Genomic DNA, 16,430 nt, shown 5'->3' on the forward strand with positions numbered 1-16,430 from the left:
CTATATATATCGTTCAGAATTTAATTAATGATAGTGTTTTGATAGAAAAACGTACAAATGATATCGCTATCTTCTATTATTTTAGGCAGGTGAGTTTTATTGCATTGCTTTTTGTATCATTGACAGCGTATAAAGCGACTTCCACCGTTATTGAGACTAAAGAAAGAGAACCATGTTACATCATTATAGCATTGCTGATTATGCTGGCAATTGCATTCCTTTCGCATAACTTATCCAGTTATAATACTGATGTCACAATTGAAATTACCAGTCTCAAAGCTGACAATAAAACGGTGCACTGGCATATTGGCTACATATATTCACTGATTATCGCATGGGGAACGGTCTTATTGTATCTGGCAGTGAAAACCAAACTGCACAGTATCTTATGGAAAAGCATCGCGTTACTGTGTTGCTCTGCAATCCTGACGAATGTTCTGCTGTTAAGTCTGGATGAATATAGTATGTATATTTGGTATGTCAGTAGGGGTATCGAAGTTATCAGCACCTTATGTATCATATCAATATTAATGTACAACACGTTCATTATTCTTAAGAGAGAGACGGATTCAGCAATCAAAGATGCTATGACTAAGATATATAACCGTAAATTATTCTATAAGGCACTGAAGTCATCTTTAGTAAAAGGTGCTGTTTGTATAATGATACTGGATATAGATAAATTCAAACGCATCAATGATACTTATGGCCATCAGGAAGGCGATCGTGTTATAAAGAGCATTGTTGATATTGTTAATAAATCGATCAGGGACTCCGATATTTTTGCGAGAATTGGTGGGGAAGAGTTTGGGATACTGATTAAGTGTAAAGATAAAGCTGAAGTAATGTTTGTTGCGGAAAGAATAAGAAAAAATGTTGAAACTGAAACAGCGGTACCCAATATATATGGTTTGAAAGAGAAAATGACTATCAGTATTGGTGTATATTGTAGTATATCTGATGATTATTCTGCTGATAAAGTCGTATCATATGCTGATGCTGCGCTGTATGAAGCGAAAAACTCAGGTAGAAATAAAGTGGTTTACTATAACAGCTAGAATAATATTAAGCGTTATTGCGTGTCATGACGTTTAAAAAAGTGTGCAGCCAGTACGATCAGAATTGTAATTGCGTTCACTCTGCGTATCCCCCCACATTAAGCCAATTGATATGTTGGGGGACCGTTGAGAATGAATGTACAAAATCATCCCAGGACCTGAGATCCCCGGCGGCGGCGCAGACTGTTCCATGAGTAGATCGCGTTGAATAACACAACACCCGCGGTGACGCAGAAGACGGCACGGAAGCCATAATTTGCCGATATAGCAGCTCCCATTAACGGCCCAGTCACGTTGCCGATATCACGAAATGACTGGTTGTAACTAAAGATGCGCCCGGCGATTTGGTTGGTTGAGTTATACACCAGCAAGGTCTGTACGGCAGGCAGCAATGCACCATCAGCGGCACCCAGTAAAAAGCGCAGCACGCCTAGCTGCCAGGGTGTCTGGACGAATGACATTGGGATCAACAACAGTACGGAGATAACCAATGCCACGATCAGGATCTTCTCCGGACCAATCCTGTCGCCCAATTTGCCGAGCCTTGGTGCGCTGATTAAGGCCGCAACGCCGGGTACAGAGGCAATCATCCCGCTGATAAACGCGATATTACTGACATTGCCCGCAAGCTCCCGTACATACAGCGTCAGGATTGGCGCAATGGAGCCGGTTGCAACCTGAATTATCAGGGTAGTGACAAACAAGCTCAGCACCAGCTTTGGATTCTTTAACGACGTCACGACTTCGCGAACGTGCAGCATCTCTTTCTTACTCACTGGCTGGAAGCGTTCACGGATAAAAAAGAGTGTCAGAATAAAACAGATCAACAGCACCAGGGCTGTGATGAAAAATACGGGGCGCAGACCATACTGATCGGCGAGTAACCCGCCCGCCAATGGCCCAAGTAAAGCACCGCTGACGCCGCCAGTGGAAAGTGTCCCCAACGCCCAGCCGCTTTTATTGCGTGGCACCTGGGTTGCGATCAGTGCGTTGGCATTAGGAATAAATCCACCGAGCAAACCCAGCAGGGCGCGCAGGATCAAGAACTGCCAGATATTTTGCGCCAGCCCCATCAGCAGCATGACGATGGCCATGCCCAGTGCCGAGCGTAAGAGCATAATTTTCCGGCCTTTACGGTCGGCCAGCCCACCCCAGAAAGGCGAGGCAATCGCTGAAAACAGGAAAGTGATGCTGAATACCAGCCCTGACCACATATTCAGGGCGCTGTGACCCGTCACGCCAAGACTCTCGACGTAAAGGGGTAAAAATGGCATGACCAGGCTAAATGCTGCACCGGTTAAAAAACAGCCCAGCCAGGCAACGGTAAGGTTGCGTTTCCAGTTTATGGGAGCATCAGAGGGTGACATAGCGATCCGCAGTGTGATGCGCTGTTTGCGCTATCGATTAAATATAAATAAGCAGGCTAATTATGCGCCTGGTTGATAGTTGCTGCAATGCGGATAGCAGTTAAACCTAAAAGGGGAGAGAAGGTGTTGCAGTCCACAGGACTGCAACAAAGACTCAGTACAAAGAGGGGGAGCCTTCAGGACGTGTCTTAAAGCGGCGATGTAGCCACATGTATTGCTCGGGGGCCATCATGATGCATTTTTCAACGATTTTGTTCATCCAGGCCGCCGTTGTTTCAGCATTGTCCAGCGGTGGTGAACACTCCGGTGGCAGCATAATCAATTGATACCCCTTGCCGTCAGGTTTACGGCGGGGAACAAATGGCACCAGACAGGCATTCGACATTCGTGACAGCATCCAGGTTCCGGACGTCGTTGCAGCCTGTTCAACGGCGAACAAAGGCACAAATACACTGGCGCGAGGGCCGTAGTCGTGATCCGGCGCGTACCAGACCACTTCACCTTTTTTCAACGCTTTAATCATCCCTTTCAGGTCTTTACGATCGAGCATTGATTTATTGGAGCGCATACGCCCCCAGGTTTGTAGCCAGTCGAGCAGCGGATTGTCGTTAGGACGATACACACCAATTCCCGGCTCTTGTAAGCCAAACTGGCGTGCGCCCAACTCGAGCGTCAAAAAGTGCAGACCAACTAACAGGATCCCACGCTTTTGTGCCTGAACGTCCCGGATATGCTCCATTCCGATAACTTCAGTCCAGCGTGATATTCGCCTGTCAGACCAAAACCAGGCCATGCCGGTTTCCATTACGCCCATACCGACAGACTCAAAGTTCTTTACCATCATCTGCTGGCGTTCCTGCTCGCTCATTTGCGGGAAGCACAGTTCCAGATTGCGGGAAACAATCTTTGCCCGACGTTTCATCAAACGCAATGCCAGACGGCCTAGTGCACATCCCAATTTATAGAGCACTGGGTAGGGTAACTGCACGATTAACCAAAGGATGCCAATACCCAGCCAGGTTAACCAATAACGCGGATGCAGTAGTGCAGCCGAAAACTTGGGTAAATTCGTCATGTCTATCCTGTCTTCTAACGACCAATTCCCTGTATTGTCGCATTTTTTTGCGCGTATCTAAAATTTACGACGGGAGAACGGTGATTAAACCATCAATTGTTGTTGCGTTTTTATCGTGAAGTATGAAATGTAGCGTAAAATGTGTGGATGTAAATTGGCGATGTTTGCTTTATCATGCCGGCCGATTTTCATTTTTACTGATTGCAGGATACGTACACCATGCCAGTGTTACACAACCGCATTTCGAATGACGCGCTCAAAGCTAAAATGCTGGCGGAATCTGAGCCGCGTACGACGATTTCATTCTATAAATATTTTACCATCGCTGATCCTCAGCAAACGCGTGATGCACTGTATCAACTGTTCACTACACTGAATGTGTTTGGCCGCGTATATCTTGCACGGGAAGGCATTAACGCACAAATCAGTGTACCGCAAAGTCACGTTGATGCGTTTCGCCAACAGTTATACGCATTTGATCCTGCATTATCCGGGTTGCGTCTCAATATTGCATTAGATGATGACGGCAAATCATTCTGGGTTCTGCGCATGAAGGTCCGTGAGCGAATTGTCGCGGATGGCATTGATGATTCTGATTTTGACGCCAGCAACGTGGGTGATTATCTGAAAGCTGCTGAAGTGAATGCTATGCTGGACGATCCGGATGCGGTGTTTATTGATATGCGCAACCACTACGAATATGAAGTGGGTCACTTCGAAAATGCACTGGAGATCCCGGCAGACACCTTCCGCGATCAGCTGCCGAAAGCGGTAGAAATGATGCAGGAGCATAAGGATAAAAAAATCGTTATGTATTGTACTGGGGGGATTCGTTGTGAGAAAGCCAGTGCATGGATGAAACATAATGGATTTAGCAAAGTCTGGCACATCGAAGGCGGCATTATTGAGTATGCCCGCAAAGCGCGCGAGCAGGGGTTGCCTGTGCGTTTTATCGGCAAAAATTTTGTTTTCGATGAACGCATGGGGGAGAGGATCTCTGACGATGTGATTTCGCATTGTCACCAGTGCGGTACTGCATGTGACAGCCATACTAATTGCAAAAACGATGGCTGCCATCTGTTGTTTATTCAGTGTCCAGCCTGTGCGCAAAAGTATAAAGGCTGCTGTAGCGAACTGTGTTGTGAAGAGAGCGAACTGCCAGAAGAAGAGCAGCGTCGTCGTCGCGCCGGGCGTGAGAACGGCAATAAGATCTTTAATAAATCGCGGGGGCGTTTAAATACTAAGCTCGGTATTCCCGATCCTGCGCAATAACACGATGCCGGATGGTGGCAAAAGCCTCATCCGGCATCAATAGGACGTTATTTCTGCTGTACGCCTTCCACCGAGATAATTAATTCAACTTCCTGAGAAGCGGGACCGAGATCGGTGGTAATGTTGAAATCCTTCAGCTTTATTTTCCCTTGAGCTTCAAAACCGGCGCGTGTGCCACCCCATGGATCGCCACCCTGACCCATCAGCTTCGCGTCCAATGTTACCGGTTTGGTGACACCGTTCAGGGTCAGGTTACCGGTGATATCCAAATCGTTGCCCTCTTTCTTCACGCTGGTGGACGTAAAGGTGGCCTGCGGGAACTTGCTCACATTGAGGAATTCTGCACTACGCAGGTGTTTGTCACGCTCGGCATGATTGGTATCAACACTGTTGGTGTTGATGGTGACATTGACTTTATCGGCAGCCGGATTTTTCTCGTCAAAGGTAAATGTACCGTCGAAATCTTTAAATGTGCCGTACAGCCAGCTGTATCCCAGATGCTGAATGCGGAAATTAACAAAGGCATGCTGTCCCTCTTTGTCAATTTTGTAATCCGCCGCGATGGCAGAGCCGGTCGTGAATAATAAAGAGGCGAGTGTGAGTCCCAGCAGGTTTTTTTTCATTTTAAGCTCCATAGTCAGATGACGATTTTCCCAACATGCGATTAAGGGTATCGTCGTTATCGATAAAGTGATGTTTCAGGGCCATTAGCCCATGCAGAAGTGATAAAACCACCACGGTCCAGGCGAGCCATAAGTGCACGTTACCGGCGATGTCGGCTTGTACGCCTGCGTTGGCAAACGTGGCGGGAACATCGAACCAACCAAATACGCTTATTGCTTTACCGTCTGCGGTAGAGATCAGATAGCCGCTGATGACAATAGAAAAAAGCAGGGTATATAGCGTGAGGTGGCCCAATGCCGCCGCAATGCGGGTTAGACGGGAATAGCTTTTCAGCGCGGCAGGGGGAGGGGAAACAACCCGCCAGACAATGCGGACAACCAGTCCCATCATCAGCAACACACCGATACTTTTATGCAGTTCAGGCGCCTGGTGATACCAACCATCGTAATAACTGAGTGTTACCATCCATAAACCCAGAGCAAACATGCCATAGACGGCAATAGCGACCAGCCAGTGTAATGCGGCAGACACCACGCCATAGCGCTGTGGACTATTATTGAATTGCATAAACACACCGTTAGATATTTTAGAATTGAATGAAAATGGCGTGTAAAAGACATTAATGCAACTAATAAATAACAATGGTGATGATATTTATTCTTATTTCAATAAAGTTGATTAATTAAAGGCGCAATCATCAAATCGTTAGTGTGAGTGAACAAGGAGAAGAGCTTGGAAACAAGGAGGGATGAGAATTATGTTATTCAGTTTATTGCAATGAAATTAAGTAATTATCAGTTTTTGTCAATTAATGTCAGCGCATATCGATTAGAAGAACATAATATATATGACGTCCATAATCGCCAGCAGCGACCATAAAATAATGTAGAGCATGAAATGCTCGCGAATATTATTAACCAGATAGTGAAAGATGCGGCGCATCAATGTTTTTCCTGTCATTAAAAATGGCCTCACCAACGAGGCCATTGATCAATTATCGCTTAAAACGGGACAGCCTGAATGGCGTCAGGTCAAAGGCTGACGGTTTACCCTGGGCAAAATCAGTCGCAATTTCGCCCAGTACGGAAGCAAACTTAAAACCGTGTCCGCTGAGTCCGGTAATCACCAGCGTGTTGTCATGGTCTGGCAACGTATCGATAATGAAGTCTTCATCTGGCGAGTTATCGTAAGTACAGGATGCGCCATGCAGACAACAGCCAATGCCAGGCAAAATAGCGCGCAGGAATGGGAAAGCCTCAGAACCATCGCTGGCGACAGCGGCAAACGGTTTACGTTCTTCAGGTGAATGAATGACCTGTCCGCCGTTATGTTTGCCAATTTTTAACTCGTCATTCTCAGCCGGAAAACCGTAGTATTGATCGCCATTTGGCAGTTCGCCGGTAAATGCCGGGAATTTGTTTTTGACACTGTAGCGCCCGTCAGCCTGATACCATGCGAACACCTTACGCACCGGTTGTATCGGCAGTTCAGGCAGTAATGCCTTGACCCAGGTGCCAGCGCTGACGACGGCTTTTTTCGCGTGGTAGTCACCATCGGCTGTTGCAACCGTTACGCCATCATCGTGGTGATGGATCGCCGTGACGGGGCATTTAAACAGCTGTGCACAACCCGCCTCTTCAGCCAGGCGAATCCAGGTTTTAATGGCTAACTCACTGCGTAAAAAACCGGATTCGGCTTCAAACAGCCCGATATAGTTTTCAGGCACGCGAATTTCTGGCCAGCGAGCCATGATGGCTGCTGCATCCAGCTGTTCGACATTGAGCTGCCACTGTTTGGCACTTTGCGCCACGGTCGCTAAGAAGGTTGAATCTGCTGGGCCCAGGTTGATAACGCCAGAGCGAACAAAAACAGGCTCTTCATTTTGTGCGGAAAGTTCATCCCACAATGTTTGCGCACGTAGCACCAGTGGAACGTATTTTTCACCTTCGCCATACGCATGACGAATTAATCGTGTATCGCCGTGATGGCTGCCCTGTTGATGCGGTGGCATATGCGCATCGATCATCAAAACGTTGAGACCAGCGCGAGTGGCGTAGTATCCGGCTGCGGCGCCCACGGAACCGCTGCCAATAATGATTAAGTCGTATTTCATCCGCTTCTCTCTGCAATCGCGATAGCATACGTTAAATAATTCGAGTTGCAGGACAAAACGCCCTGGCGGTTTTGAACAGCGCTTACGCTGGCCCCAAAGGGGCGAGGCCAAAGGCCGAGTAAAGCCAACGCACATGCAACTTGAAGTAAGACAGGTATAGCAGGGTAAATAACTGAACCGGAATATTCAACCTGCAAATAAGAAAGGCACCGCGAAGGTGCCTTTTGATGGTGTGATGTATCAGGTTTAATGTCGCTGATACTCATTTACCTGGTAATCGCCAGATTCAATTTTGGCGATTCCGGCTTCTAATATCGAAATAAATTGCCTGGCAACATCAGTGGTTAACCAGAGCGTTTGACCGACTTCAGTCCCATCCGGGTCCGGACGATTCGGGGTCTGGTAGTGCAAACGCAGCATCAGCGCATCGTAGCTATCAACAGTGCTGATGTCCCACCCTACAAGCGGATGAGTCTGAATGACTTCATTATTCTTTTCCATCATGCCCCCTAATTCGTGTTACTAGACAACGGTTTTCGAGGTTCAATGCGTTTTTTTCTGAAGCAACTTCAGTATATCAATAAATAAGGGTATTCATTGAAAATTTAAAGAGGGCGGCGCATAAATTTTTTGTTTTCAGTGTTATCTGACTAATAAAACAACATGTTATTCATTTTTTTTTAGCATGTTGTGCAATTATTTTGGTGATTTGATTAAAAGATAATCAAGGTGTTTAATATAAATTATCTGCCAGCGTGGTGAATGCAAGATTGATTTAAAGGATTCACGTATAAAAAAGCCGGGGCGACCCGGCAAAAAAACATCACTGCATATCATTTTTTATTCGTTGATGAACCAGTCATCCGCGCTTTCCCAGGTTTCCTGTAGGATTTCGCTGATGCGTTCTTTGTCCTCTTTTGATGCGCCAATAACCGACAGATTGTTGGCCCCGGCATAACGAACGGTAACGTTACCTTCGTTATCCGGAAAATGATGATGAATACGGCGGGAGAGTTCACCTGCCAGCGCGTCGATAGCACCGGCTGGTAAAGGTGAAGTTTTGGCAATAGTGACTTCAATACGCATAATAGCCCCCTGTTGGATGTACTGGTTATTTATACAGTTAACTGCGCCAGTTGACAACAGTGGGCTACACTTTTTTAGCGTTTTACTGACCAGCGTACGGTTTCACCGCCAAGGAATGGTACCAGCGTGTCATTTTCCAGTGCGATGCTCTCCGGGACCTGATGTTCAATTTTCTCCAGTTCAATGAAGGTATCATTGACTGGCAGGCCGTAGAACTGTGGACCGTTCAGCGAGCAGAAGGCTTCAAAATGAGTCAGGGCATTCATCTCTTCAAACACGGTAGCATAGCTGCCCAGCGCGGTCGGCGCATTAAAGCAGCCCGCACAGCCGCAACTGGACTCTTTACGATGACGCGCATGCGGTGCGGAGTCGGTGCCAAGGAATGCACGACTGAATCCGCTGGCAACCAGTTCGCGCAGCGCCTGCTGGTGAACATTACGTTTGAGTATCGGCAGACAGTACAGATGCGGACGAATTCCGCCGACCAGCATATGGTTGCGGTTAAACATTAAATGCTGCGGTGTGATGGTTGCGGCAAGAAGCTCGTTGCCCTCGCGAACGTACTCGGCGGCATCTTTGGTCGTGATATGTTCAAACACCACTTTTAGCGCGGTTAAACGCTGACGTAAGGGGTCCATCACCGTTTCGATAAAACGTGCTTCGCGATCGAAAATATCGATATCAGCATGCGTTACTTCACCATGCACCAACAGTGGCATCCCCAATTTTTCCATGCGCTCCAGTACCGGCATAATGGCATCGACTGAGGTTACACCGTGTGTAGAGTTGGTTGTTGCATTGGCGGGATACAGTTTAGCGGCGGTGAAGACACCTTCGTTGAATCCACGCTCAAGTTCATTAGGATCCAGCGTGTCCGTTAAGTAGCAGGTCATTAATGGCGTAAAGTTATGTCCGGCGGGTACAGCGTCCAGAATGCGCTGGCGGTACGCAATGGCCGCGTCAACGGTAGTGACCGGCGGAGCGAGGTTTGGCATAACAATCGCGCGACCATAAGTTTCACTGGTATAAGGCACGACAGTTTTCAACATGTCGCCATCGCGAAGGTGAAGGTGCCAGTCGTCTGGGCGGCGGATCTTTAAAACCTGGGATGGTGCAGTCATCAATATGCTCCGGCTGAGGATAGTCTTTTTTGCCGGAAACAAAGGATAAGCGGAAACGTTTTCGTTTGCACGAAAAAAAAGGGCGCATTCGCGCCCTGTTGTTGATTAATCGGTAAACGGGATAATGATTTCGCCCGGTTTAACCTCAATCCCTTTCGCCAGTTTTTTCGCTAACGCTTCGCCTTTGCTGCTGTCTTCACGCAGAATATAGGCCGGTTGCTGGTTAAAGTAATTGCGCAGCGACTGATTTAAGTAGGGCATCAGAGTTTGCAGTACAGATTGCATTTTCTCTGGTGTGACGGTCGCGTCGACCACTTCCATTTCTTGCAGATAAATCGCGCCTTTTTCTTTATTGAAGACTGGCAATGCTTTTAACTTCAATTTCATGGTCGCTTTCTGGCTACCAAAAAGGGAATTCATATCCAGATTGGCATCGCCTGTCAGCGTCACTTTATTCGGCTCTTCGCGACCAATCTGGCTGGCGAGGTTGGTCAGTACGATGTGGGCTTCAGCAACGCCAGGCAGACCAATATCTTTCGAGAAGTCGTTATGCTTAGCCAGTGCCTGATTAATCTCTTGCTCGCTAACCGTGTATTGTGTGAGTTGATTACAACCAACCAACAGGCCGCTGACAATCAGTGCAGCAGCAAAAAAAATCTTTTTCATGGGGTTCCTCAACATGATGCTTGTGGCGTAATCGTGACACAAAGCAGCATCAAGCACCAGCGACCCGGACACCAGCAGAAAAAACTGAAATTGAGTCCGGGACGTCTGGTCAGCTATCAGGCATCAGGTTCCAGCATGCCGCGTGACGGGCGTTTATGGCTAAACTGCCAGCCCAGCGCGAGGAAGGTGATAAAGCCGATAATGCCGAGCATCATCCACGGGAGTTCTGGCTGTGACAATGCTTTACCCATGTCAAACAGCCAGCCGCCACCGATATAACCGATGGCACCGCCGATGGCTAACCCGAGGCGGCTAAAGCCCATGTAGCTGCCCCGTGCGCGCGCATTTGCCAACGACGCGCTCAGCGTCTCGCGTGCCGGTTCCGCAATGATAGAACCGATATAGAAGGTGCAAATCAGGGTGAAAAGCTGCTGTAAATTTCCGACCAGACCGATGGGCATCATGCTAAGAGACATGATCAGCAGGCCTGCCATCAGCCGATGCTCAAGACGAAAACGTTTCTCACTCCAGCGGGCGATAGGGTAGAGCAGCGTTAAAGAGAGACACGCTTCGATGGCATACATCCATTTCACGGCGGCCGGCGAACCGGCAATGTCATTAACCATAATCGGCAGCATCAACATAACCTGTACCGCCAACATGTAATACCCCGCCAGCGTCAGGACATAGGTGACAAATCGTTTGTCATGCATCACATGGCTCATGCCTTCGCGCACGGGAATTTTCACGGTGGACAGCTTCCATGCCGGAAGCAGCCAGGCGTTAAACGCAGCGCACAAAACGAACAAGATCGCACCCGTAGCGCAGACCAGACGGAAATCGTACTGTAACAGCCAACTGCCGAGTAATGCGCCAACAACGGCACCGGCACTGTCCTGCATCATCAGGATGGAGAAAAAGCGCCCGCGCTTTTCCGGGCGGATCAGTTTGACCACCAGTGCCGAACGGGGCGGGTCGAATAATGTACCGCCTAAGCCGGAGAGGAAACAGGAAAACCACAATAGCCAGGGTTCGTGCGCAATCCCCATCGTGGCGAACCCGGCGGCACGCATCAACATGCCGGTCACAATCATAGGCTTGGCACCAAAGCGGTCAGCAATTGCGCCGCCAAAAATCCCCAGACCTTGCTGAATAAATTGGCGCAATCCAAGTGCGATACCGACCATCACGGCGGCCCAGCCCATTTGGTCGACGAAACGGATAGAGATCAGTGGGAAAACGACAAAGAAACCCAGCACGACCAGCATATTATCGATGAGCAGGAAATATTTACCCAGGTTCCTTGCCTGCGAGACTTGCGACATTTCCCCTCCAGGGAAAAAACTCGTCACTCGGTGGAGAGTTTAAAAGATAAGCACCTTCTATTCTGCGGTGTCGTTTGCGCTTTTCCCACCCTTGGCGGGACAATATTTTTTTATCAAAAGTCAGTCTTGATAGAGAGTTTTCATCAAAATGTGTGAATAATTCAAAAAATGGCATTTTGCTCTTTTCACAGGGTGTATTTGCACAGGTATAGTAATGCGAATTGCGTATTGAAGACGTTACGGGAAGGAGTAGGTATAGAATGTTTGGCTATCGCAGTAACGTGCCAAAAGTGCGCTTAACCACGGACCGCCTGGTCGTGCGTTTGGTGCATGAGCGTGATGCCTGGCGTCTGGCAGATTATTACGCAGAGAATCGTCATTTCTTAAAACCCTGGGAACCTATCCGCGATGAAAGCCACTGCTATCCCTCTGGCTGGCAGGCGCGTCTGAGCATGATCTCTGAATTCCATAAACAAGGCACGGCCTGGTATTTCGCGCTGCTCGATCCGGATGAAAAAGAAATTATCGGCGTTGCGAACTTCTCGAACGTGGTGCGCGGATCTTTCCACGCCTGTTATCTCGGTTATTCCATTGCGCAGAAGTGGCAAGGGCAGGGGCTGATGTACGAAGCCCTGACCGCCGCTATTCGTTATGTGCAGCGGACGCAACATATTCACCGCATTATGGCGAACTACATGCCACACAATAAGCGTAGCGGCGATTTGCTGGCGCGACTCGGCTTTGAGAAAGAAGGGTATGCAAAAGACTATCTGCTGATTGATGGGCAGTGGCGCGATCATGTGCTGACGGCGTTGACAACATCAGAATGGACCCCCGGTCGCTAAGTTTCAGGCGCGCGGCCTGAATAATGGAGAAGACGATGAAATACGAATTAACCGCCACTGAAGCCCGTGTGATTGGCTGCTTATTAGAAAAACAGGTTACTACACCGGAACAATATCCCCTTTCCGTGAATGGTGTGGTGACCGCGTGTAATCAAAAAACCAACCGTGAACCGGTGATGAATCTGTCGGAAGCCGACGTGCAGGACCAGCTTGATAACCTGGTAAAAAGGCATTTTCTGCGGACGGTGAGCGGCTTTGGTAATCGCGTGACCAAATACGAACAGCGGTTCTGTAATTCAGAGTTTGGCAATCTTAAGTTTAGCGCGGGTGAAGTGGCATTGATCACCACGCTGTTACTCCGTGGCGCTCAGACACCGGGTGAATTGCGTAGCCGCGCATCCCGAATGTATGAGTTCAGCGATATGGCGGAAGTGGAGTCGACGCTGGAGAAACTGGCTACCCGGGAAGATGGCCCTTATGTAGTCCGCCTGGCGCGTGAACCTGGAAAGCGAGAAAGTCGTTATATGCACCTGTTTTGTGGCGAGGTTGATGAGTCACTCGCTGCGGCAGATGAGCCGCATGCGGCGTCTGGAGATTTGCAGGCGCGCGTTGAAGCGCTGGAAACCGAAGTGGCAGAATTGAAACAGCGGCTCGATTCGTTATTGGCACACCTGGGAGACTAACGTGGGAAAATTGCGTATTGGCGTGGTCGGGTTAGGGGGCATCGCGCAAAAGGCATGGTTGCCTGTGTTGGGTGCATCTGCAGACTGGACGCTGCAGGGTGCATGGTCGCCCTCGCGGGAAAAAGCGCTGCGTATTTGTGAAACCTGGCGAATGCCATACGTTGATTCCGTACAGAATTTAGCGGCAACCTGCGATGCCGTTTTCGTTCATTCCAGTACTGCCACCCACTACGCTGTAGTGAGTGAGTTGCTGAATGCCGGCGTTCATGTTTGCGTGGACAAGCCGCTGGCAGAAAATCTGCGCGAAGCTGAACAACTGGTGGAGCTGGCGGCGCGGAAAAAACTGACGCTAATGGTTGGGTTTAATCGTCGCTTTGCGCCGCTGTATCAGGATCTAAAGGCGCAGTTGCGTAATGCGGCGTCTGTTCGTATGGACAAGCACCGTACGGATAGCGTCGGGCCGCACGATCTGCGTTTTACGTTGCTGGATGATTATCTGCACGTGGTAGACACCGCGCTGTGGCTGGCAGGAGGACAGGTTCAACTTAATGGCGGCACGCTGTTAACAAATGACACCGGTGAGATGCTTTATGCTGAACATCATTTTTCTGCCGACCAGCTACAGATAACCACCAGCATGCACCGCCGTGCAGGTAGCCAGCGCGAGTGTATCCAGGCCGTGACGGAAGGGGGCTTGATTGATGTGACGGATATGCGGGAATGGCGCGAGGAACGCGGGCAGGGTGTGGTACATAAACCCATTGCAGGATGGCAAACGACGTTAGAACAACGTGGGTTTGCCGGATGCGCACGTCATTTTATAGCCTGCGTACAAAATCAGACGGTTCCTGAGACGGCGGGCGAGCAGGCGATTCTGGCGCAGCGTGTGGTTGAAAAACTGTGGCGGGAGGCGATGGAGGAATAACCCCCTGTAACATCTGGCGGTAGTAATTCACGCTAATCCAGGTACTATATGCCCACTCAAAAAACACCTCTTTTCAAGCTATAGACCAGTTTGTCGGCCTGATAAGACGCTCTAGCGTCGGCATCAGGCTCTGCGACATCACCGGATGAGGGCTCAACGCCTTCTCCGGCCAATGGACTGGCTATGCGGGGTTCTGCCTCAGAGTCTGGAATACAACATAGATGAATTTATTAAAATCGCTGGCAGCCGTCAGCTCGATGACGATGTTCTCACGTGTGCTGGGTTTTGCGCGTGACGCGATTGTCGCCAGAATCTTTGGCGCAGGGATGGCGACCGACGCCTTTTTTGTGGCATTCAAACTGCCTAACCTGCTGCGCCGCATTTTTGCTGAGGGCGCGTTCTCTCAGGCGTTCGTACCGATTCTTGCCGAATACAAAAGTAAGCAGGGCGAAGACGCCACCCGCGTGTTTGTCGCCTATGTTTCTGGTCTATTGACGCTGGCGCTGGCCGTCGTCACGGTGGCCGGGATGCTTGCTGCGCCGTGGGTGATAATGGTCACCGCGCCAGGGTTTGCTGATACTGCCGATAAGTTCACACTGACCACCCAACTGCTGCGAATAACCTTTCCTTATATTTTGCTGATTTCGCTGGCCTCACTGGCAGGTGCAATCCTTAACACATGGAATCGCTTCTCTATTCCCGCGTTTGCGCCGACGTTTCTGAATATCAGCATGATTGGTTTCGCGCTGTTTGCCGCGCCTTATTTCCATCCGCCGGTGCTGGCGCTGGCGTGGGCTGTCACCGTGGGCGGTGTGCTGCAATTGGTTTATCAGCTTCCGCATTTGAAGAAAATTGGCATGCTGGTACTGCCGCGTGTCAACTTCCGCGATGAAGGTGCGATGCGCGTCGTGAAGCAAATGGGGCCGGCGATCCTTGGGGTTTCCGTCAGCCAGGTTTCAATGATTATTAACACGATTTTTGCCTCGTTTCTGGCCTCCGGCTCAGTGTCATGGATGTACTATGCCGACCGTCTGATGGAGTTTCCCTCCGGTGTTTTGGGGGTGGCGCTGGGGACAATCCTGCTGCCGTCACTGTCCAAAAGTTTTTCCAGCGGTAATCATGATGAGTATTGTCGCCTGATGGACTGGGGGCTGCGCCTGTGTTTTCTGCTGGCGTTACCCAGTGCCGTGGCGTTGGGTATCCTGGCGAAACCGCTGACGGTGTCGCTGTTCCAGTATGGAAAATTTACCGCGTTTGATGCGGCGATGACCCAGCGTGCGCTGGTGGCGTATTCGGTCGGTCTGATTGGCATTATCATCGTGAAAGTATTGGCGCCTGGTTTTTACTCGCGTCAGGATATTAAAACGCCGGTAAAAATTGCCATTGTGACGCTGATTCTGACCCAGGTGATGAACCTGGCGTTTATCGGGCCGTTGAAGCATGCCGGACTGTCGTTGTCGATCGGTTTGGCAGCGTGTCTGAATGCTTCACTGCTCTACTGGCAACTGCGCAAACAGAAAATATTCACCCCACAGGCAGGCTGGGCCTGGTTCCTGACGCGTCTGGTGATTTCAGTGCTGGTGATGTCTGCTGCGCTGGTAGGGATGCTTTACATGATGCCGGACTGGTCACAAGGGACAATGGTGTGGCGTGTGATGCGTTTGCTGGCGGTGGTGGTCGTGGGAATCGTGGCCTACTTCGCCGCTCTTGCTGCGCTGGGCTTTAAAGTGAAAGAGTTCGTTCGCCGGACGGCGTAATGGACATCCTATGCCGGATGGCGGTACCACGCCGCATCCGGCCAGCAGAATAGCGTTGCCTGATAAGCACAATGCCATCAGGCAATGATCAAATAGAGAATTTTTTCCCGCCGCGATGTGCCGCAGATGTGTGGCCGTTCGCGCCATACAGCGTCGGCTCCTGGTGCGGTTTCAGCACTTGAATTGCCTGTTGATTGCGTTCGATTTGCCCTTCCAGCAGCCAACCATTGTGCTGGTTGAGATCGCGCAAATGCTGTGTCTTCTTCGTGATTGTCTGCCAGCGCTCGGCAATCTCATCGTTGGCGCTGCGCGTGGCGTCATTCTCCAGGCGGCGCTGCTGTTCCAGATAATCGAGGGTGGCCAGCAAAGAACTTTTTTCTTCTGTAATTCGCTGTAGCTGGCTACCGTTGATCTGCCCTGCAGAAAGCTGATGCTGCTCAGCATCCATCACCGTTTTTAGGTCATTGAGGACGGTCGTCATCTGATCAAGTATTTCTGACAAACGAGTCATAC

18 protein-coding genes are annotated in these 16,430 nt (G+C 49.6%); 6 read left to right on the top strand and 12 right to left on the bottom strand.

What is annotated here, in order from left to right; translation table 11 throughout:
- Positions 1–1,058: sensor domain-containing diguanylate cyclase (locus NNO08_RS11790; RefSeq protein WP_271456763.1), on the top strand; the 1,058-nt coding region annotated here is incomplete at its 5' end.
- A 146-nt stretch (positions 1,059–1,204) separates the two neighbouring features.
- Here the strand turns inward: NNO08_RS11790 and mdtG are convergent.
- A complete protein-coding gene (gene mdtG, locus NNO08_RS11795; RefSeq protein WP_271450127.1) occupies positions 1,205–2,425 on the bottom strand; it encodes a multidrug efflux MFS transporter MdtG in 1,221 nt (406 codons plus the stop codon).
- 154 nt (positions 2,426–2,579) lie between these two features.
- Positions 2,580–3,500 (bottom strand): Kdo(2)-lipid IV(A) acyltransferase, encoded by a 921-nt coding sequence (locus tag NNO08_RS11800; RefSeq protein WP_005129093.1) that lies wholly within the window; start codon positions 3,498–3,500, stop codon positions 2,580–2,582.
- Between the two features lie 219 nt (positions 3,501–3,719).
- Here NNO08_RS11800 and trhO point away from each other — a divergent pair, with 219 nt between their 5' ends.
- Positions 3,720–4,772 (top strand): oxygen-dependent tRNA uridine(34) hydroxylase TrhO, encoded by a 1,053-nt coding sequence (trhO, locus tag NNO08_RS11805; RefSeq protein WP_271456764.1) that lies wholly within the window; start codon positions 3,720–3,722, stop codon positions 4,770–4,772.
- Positions 4,773–4,819: 47 nt separating this feature from the next.
- Here trhO and NNO08_RS11810 read toward each other — a convergent pair whose 3' ends face one another.
- The 9 genes from NNO08_RS11810 to mdtH all read right to left on the bottom strand — a co-directional run bounded on the left by NNO08_RS11810 (position 4,820) and on the right by mdtH (position 11,707).
- Positions 4,820–5,395, bottom strand: a complete 576-nt coding sequence (locus tag NNO08_RS11810; protein WP_061068131.1) for a YceI family protein — start codon at positions 5,393–5,395, stop codon at positions 4,820–4,822.
- Between the two features lies 1 nt (position 5,396).
- Entirely contained in the window at positions 5,397–5,963 is a 567-nt protein-coding gene (locus tag NNO08_RS11815; protein WP_271442812.1) for a cytochrome b, read from the bottom strand.
- A 261-nt stretch (positions 5,964–6,224) separates the two neighbouring features.
- Positions 6,225–6,338, bottom strand: a complete 114-nt coding sequence (locus NNO08_RS11820; RefSeq protein WP_003846814.1) for a YceO family protein — start codon at positions 6,336–6,338, stop codon at positions 6,225–6,227.
- A 52-nt stretch (positions 6,339–6,390) separates the two neighbouring features.
- Positions 6,391–7,509, bottom strand: coding sequence for an N-methyl-L-tryptophan oxidase (solA, locus tag NNO08_RS11825; protein ID WP_271456765.1), 1,119 nt, complete (start codon positions 7,507–7,509; stop codon positions 6,391–6,393).
- Positions 7,510–7,755: 246 nt separating this feature from the next.
- Entirely contained in the window at positions 7,756–8,010 is a 255-nt protein-coding gene (gene bssS / locus NNO08_RS11830; protein ID WP_003036154.1) for a biofilm formation regulator BssS, read from the bottom strand.
- Positions 8,011–8,349: 339 nt separating this feature from the next.
- Complete coding sequence (dinI, locus tag NNO08_RS11835) at positions 8,350–8,595, bottom strand: DNA damage-inducible protein I (RefSeq protein ID WP_202038314.1); 246 nt, start codon at positions 8,593–8,595, stop codon at positions 8,350–8,352.
- Positions 8,596–8,669: 74 nt separating this feature from the next.
- Complete coding sequence (gene pyrC, locus NNO08_RS11840; RefSeq protein ID WP_271456766.1) at positions 8,670–9,716, bottom strand: dihydroorotase; 1,047 nt, start codon at positions 9,714–9,716, stop codon at positions 8,670–8,672.
- A gap of 105 nt (positions 9,717–9,821) precedes the next feature.
- Positions 9,822–10,382 (bottom strand): lipoprotein, encoded by a 561-nt coding sequence (locus NNO08_RS11845; RefSeq protein ID WP_061068127.1) that lies wholly within the window; start codon positions 10,380–10,382, stop codon positions 9,822–9,824.
- Between the two features lie 116 nt (positions 10,383–10,498).
- The gene (mdtH, locus tag NNO08_RS11850) at positions 10,499–11,707 is read right to left on the bottom strand and encodes a multidrug efflux MFS transporter MdtH (protein ID WP_137383040.1); all 1,209 of its coding nucleotides are present in this window, start codon (positions 11,705–11,707) and stop codon (positions 10,499–10,501) included.
- A 260-nt stretch (positions 11,708–11,967) separates the two neighbouring features.
- Here mdtH and rimJ point away from each other — a divergent pair, with 260 nt between their 5' ends.
- The 4 genes from rimJ to murJ all read left to right on the top strand — a co-directional run bounded on the left by rimJ (position 11,968) and on the right by murJ (position 15,917).
- Complete coding sequence (rimJ, locus tag NNO08_RS11855; protein WP_005129064.1) at positions 11,968–12,552, top strand: ribosomal protein S5-alanine N-acetyltransferase; 585 nt, start codon at positions 11,968–11,970, stop codon at positions 12,550–12,552.
- A 35-nt stretch (positions 12,553–12,587) separates the two neighbouring features.
- Positions 12,588–13,235: a YceH family protein gene (locus tag NNO08_RS11860; RefSeq protein WP_271456767.1), complete on the top strand. Its 648-nt coding sequence runs from the start codon at positions 12,588–12,590 to the stop codon at positions 13,233–13,235.
- A 1-nt stretch (position 13,236) separates the two neighbouring features.
- Complete coding sequence (locus NNO08_RS11865) at positions 13,237–14,160, top strand: Gfo/Idh/MocA family protein (RefSeq protein WP_271450133.1); 924 nt, start codon at positions 13,237–13,239, stop codon at positions 14,158–14,160.
- A 221-nt stretch (positions 14,161–14,381) separates the two neighbouring features.
- Positions 14,382–15,917, top strand: a complete 1,536-nt coding sequence (gene murJ, locus NNO08_RS11870; RefSeq protein WP_271441726.1) for a murein biosynthesis integral membrane protein MurJ — start codon at positions 14,382–14,384, stop codon at positions 15,915–15,917.
- Between the two features lie 88 nt (positions 15,918–16,005).
- Here murJ and flgN read toward each other — a convergent pair whose 3' ends face one another.
- Positions 16,006–16,428 carry a flagella biosynthesis chaperone FlgN gene (gene flgN / locus NNO08_RS11875; RefSeq protein WP_271441727.1) on the bottom strand — a complete coding sequence of 141 codons (423 nt, stop codon included), beginning with the start codon at positions 16,426–16,428 and terminating at the stop codon, positions 16,006–16,008.
- Positions 16,429–16,430 lie beyond the last annotated feature (2 nt).

Source organism: Citrobacter sp. Igbk 17, from assembly GCF_028069775.1.
Classification (GTDB): Bacteria; Pseudomonadota; Gammaproteobacteria; order Enterobacterales; family Enterobacteriaceae; genus Citrobacter.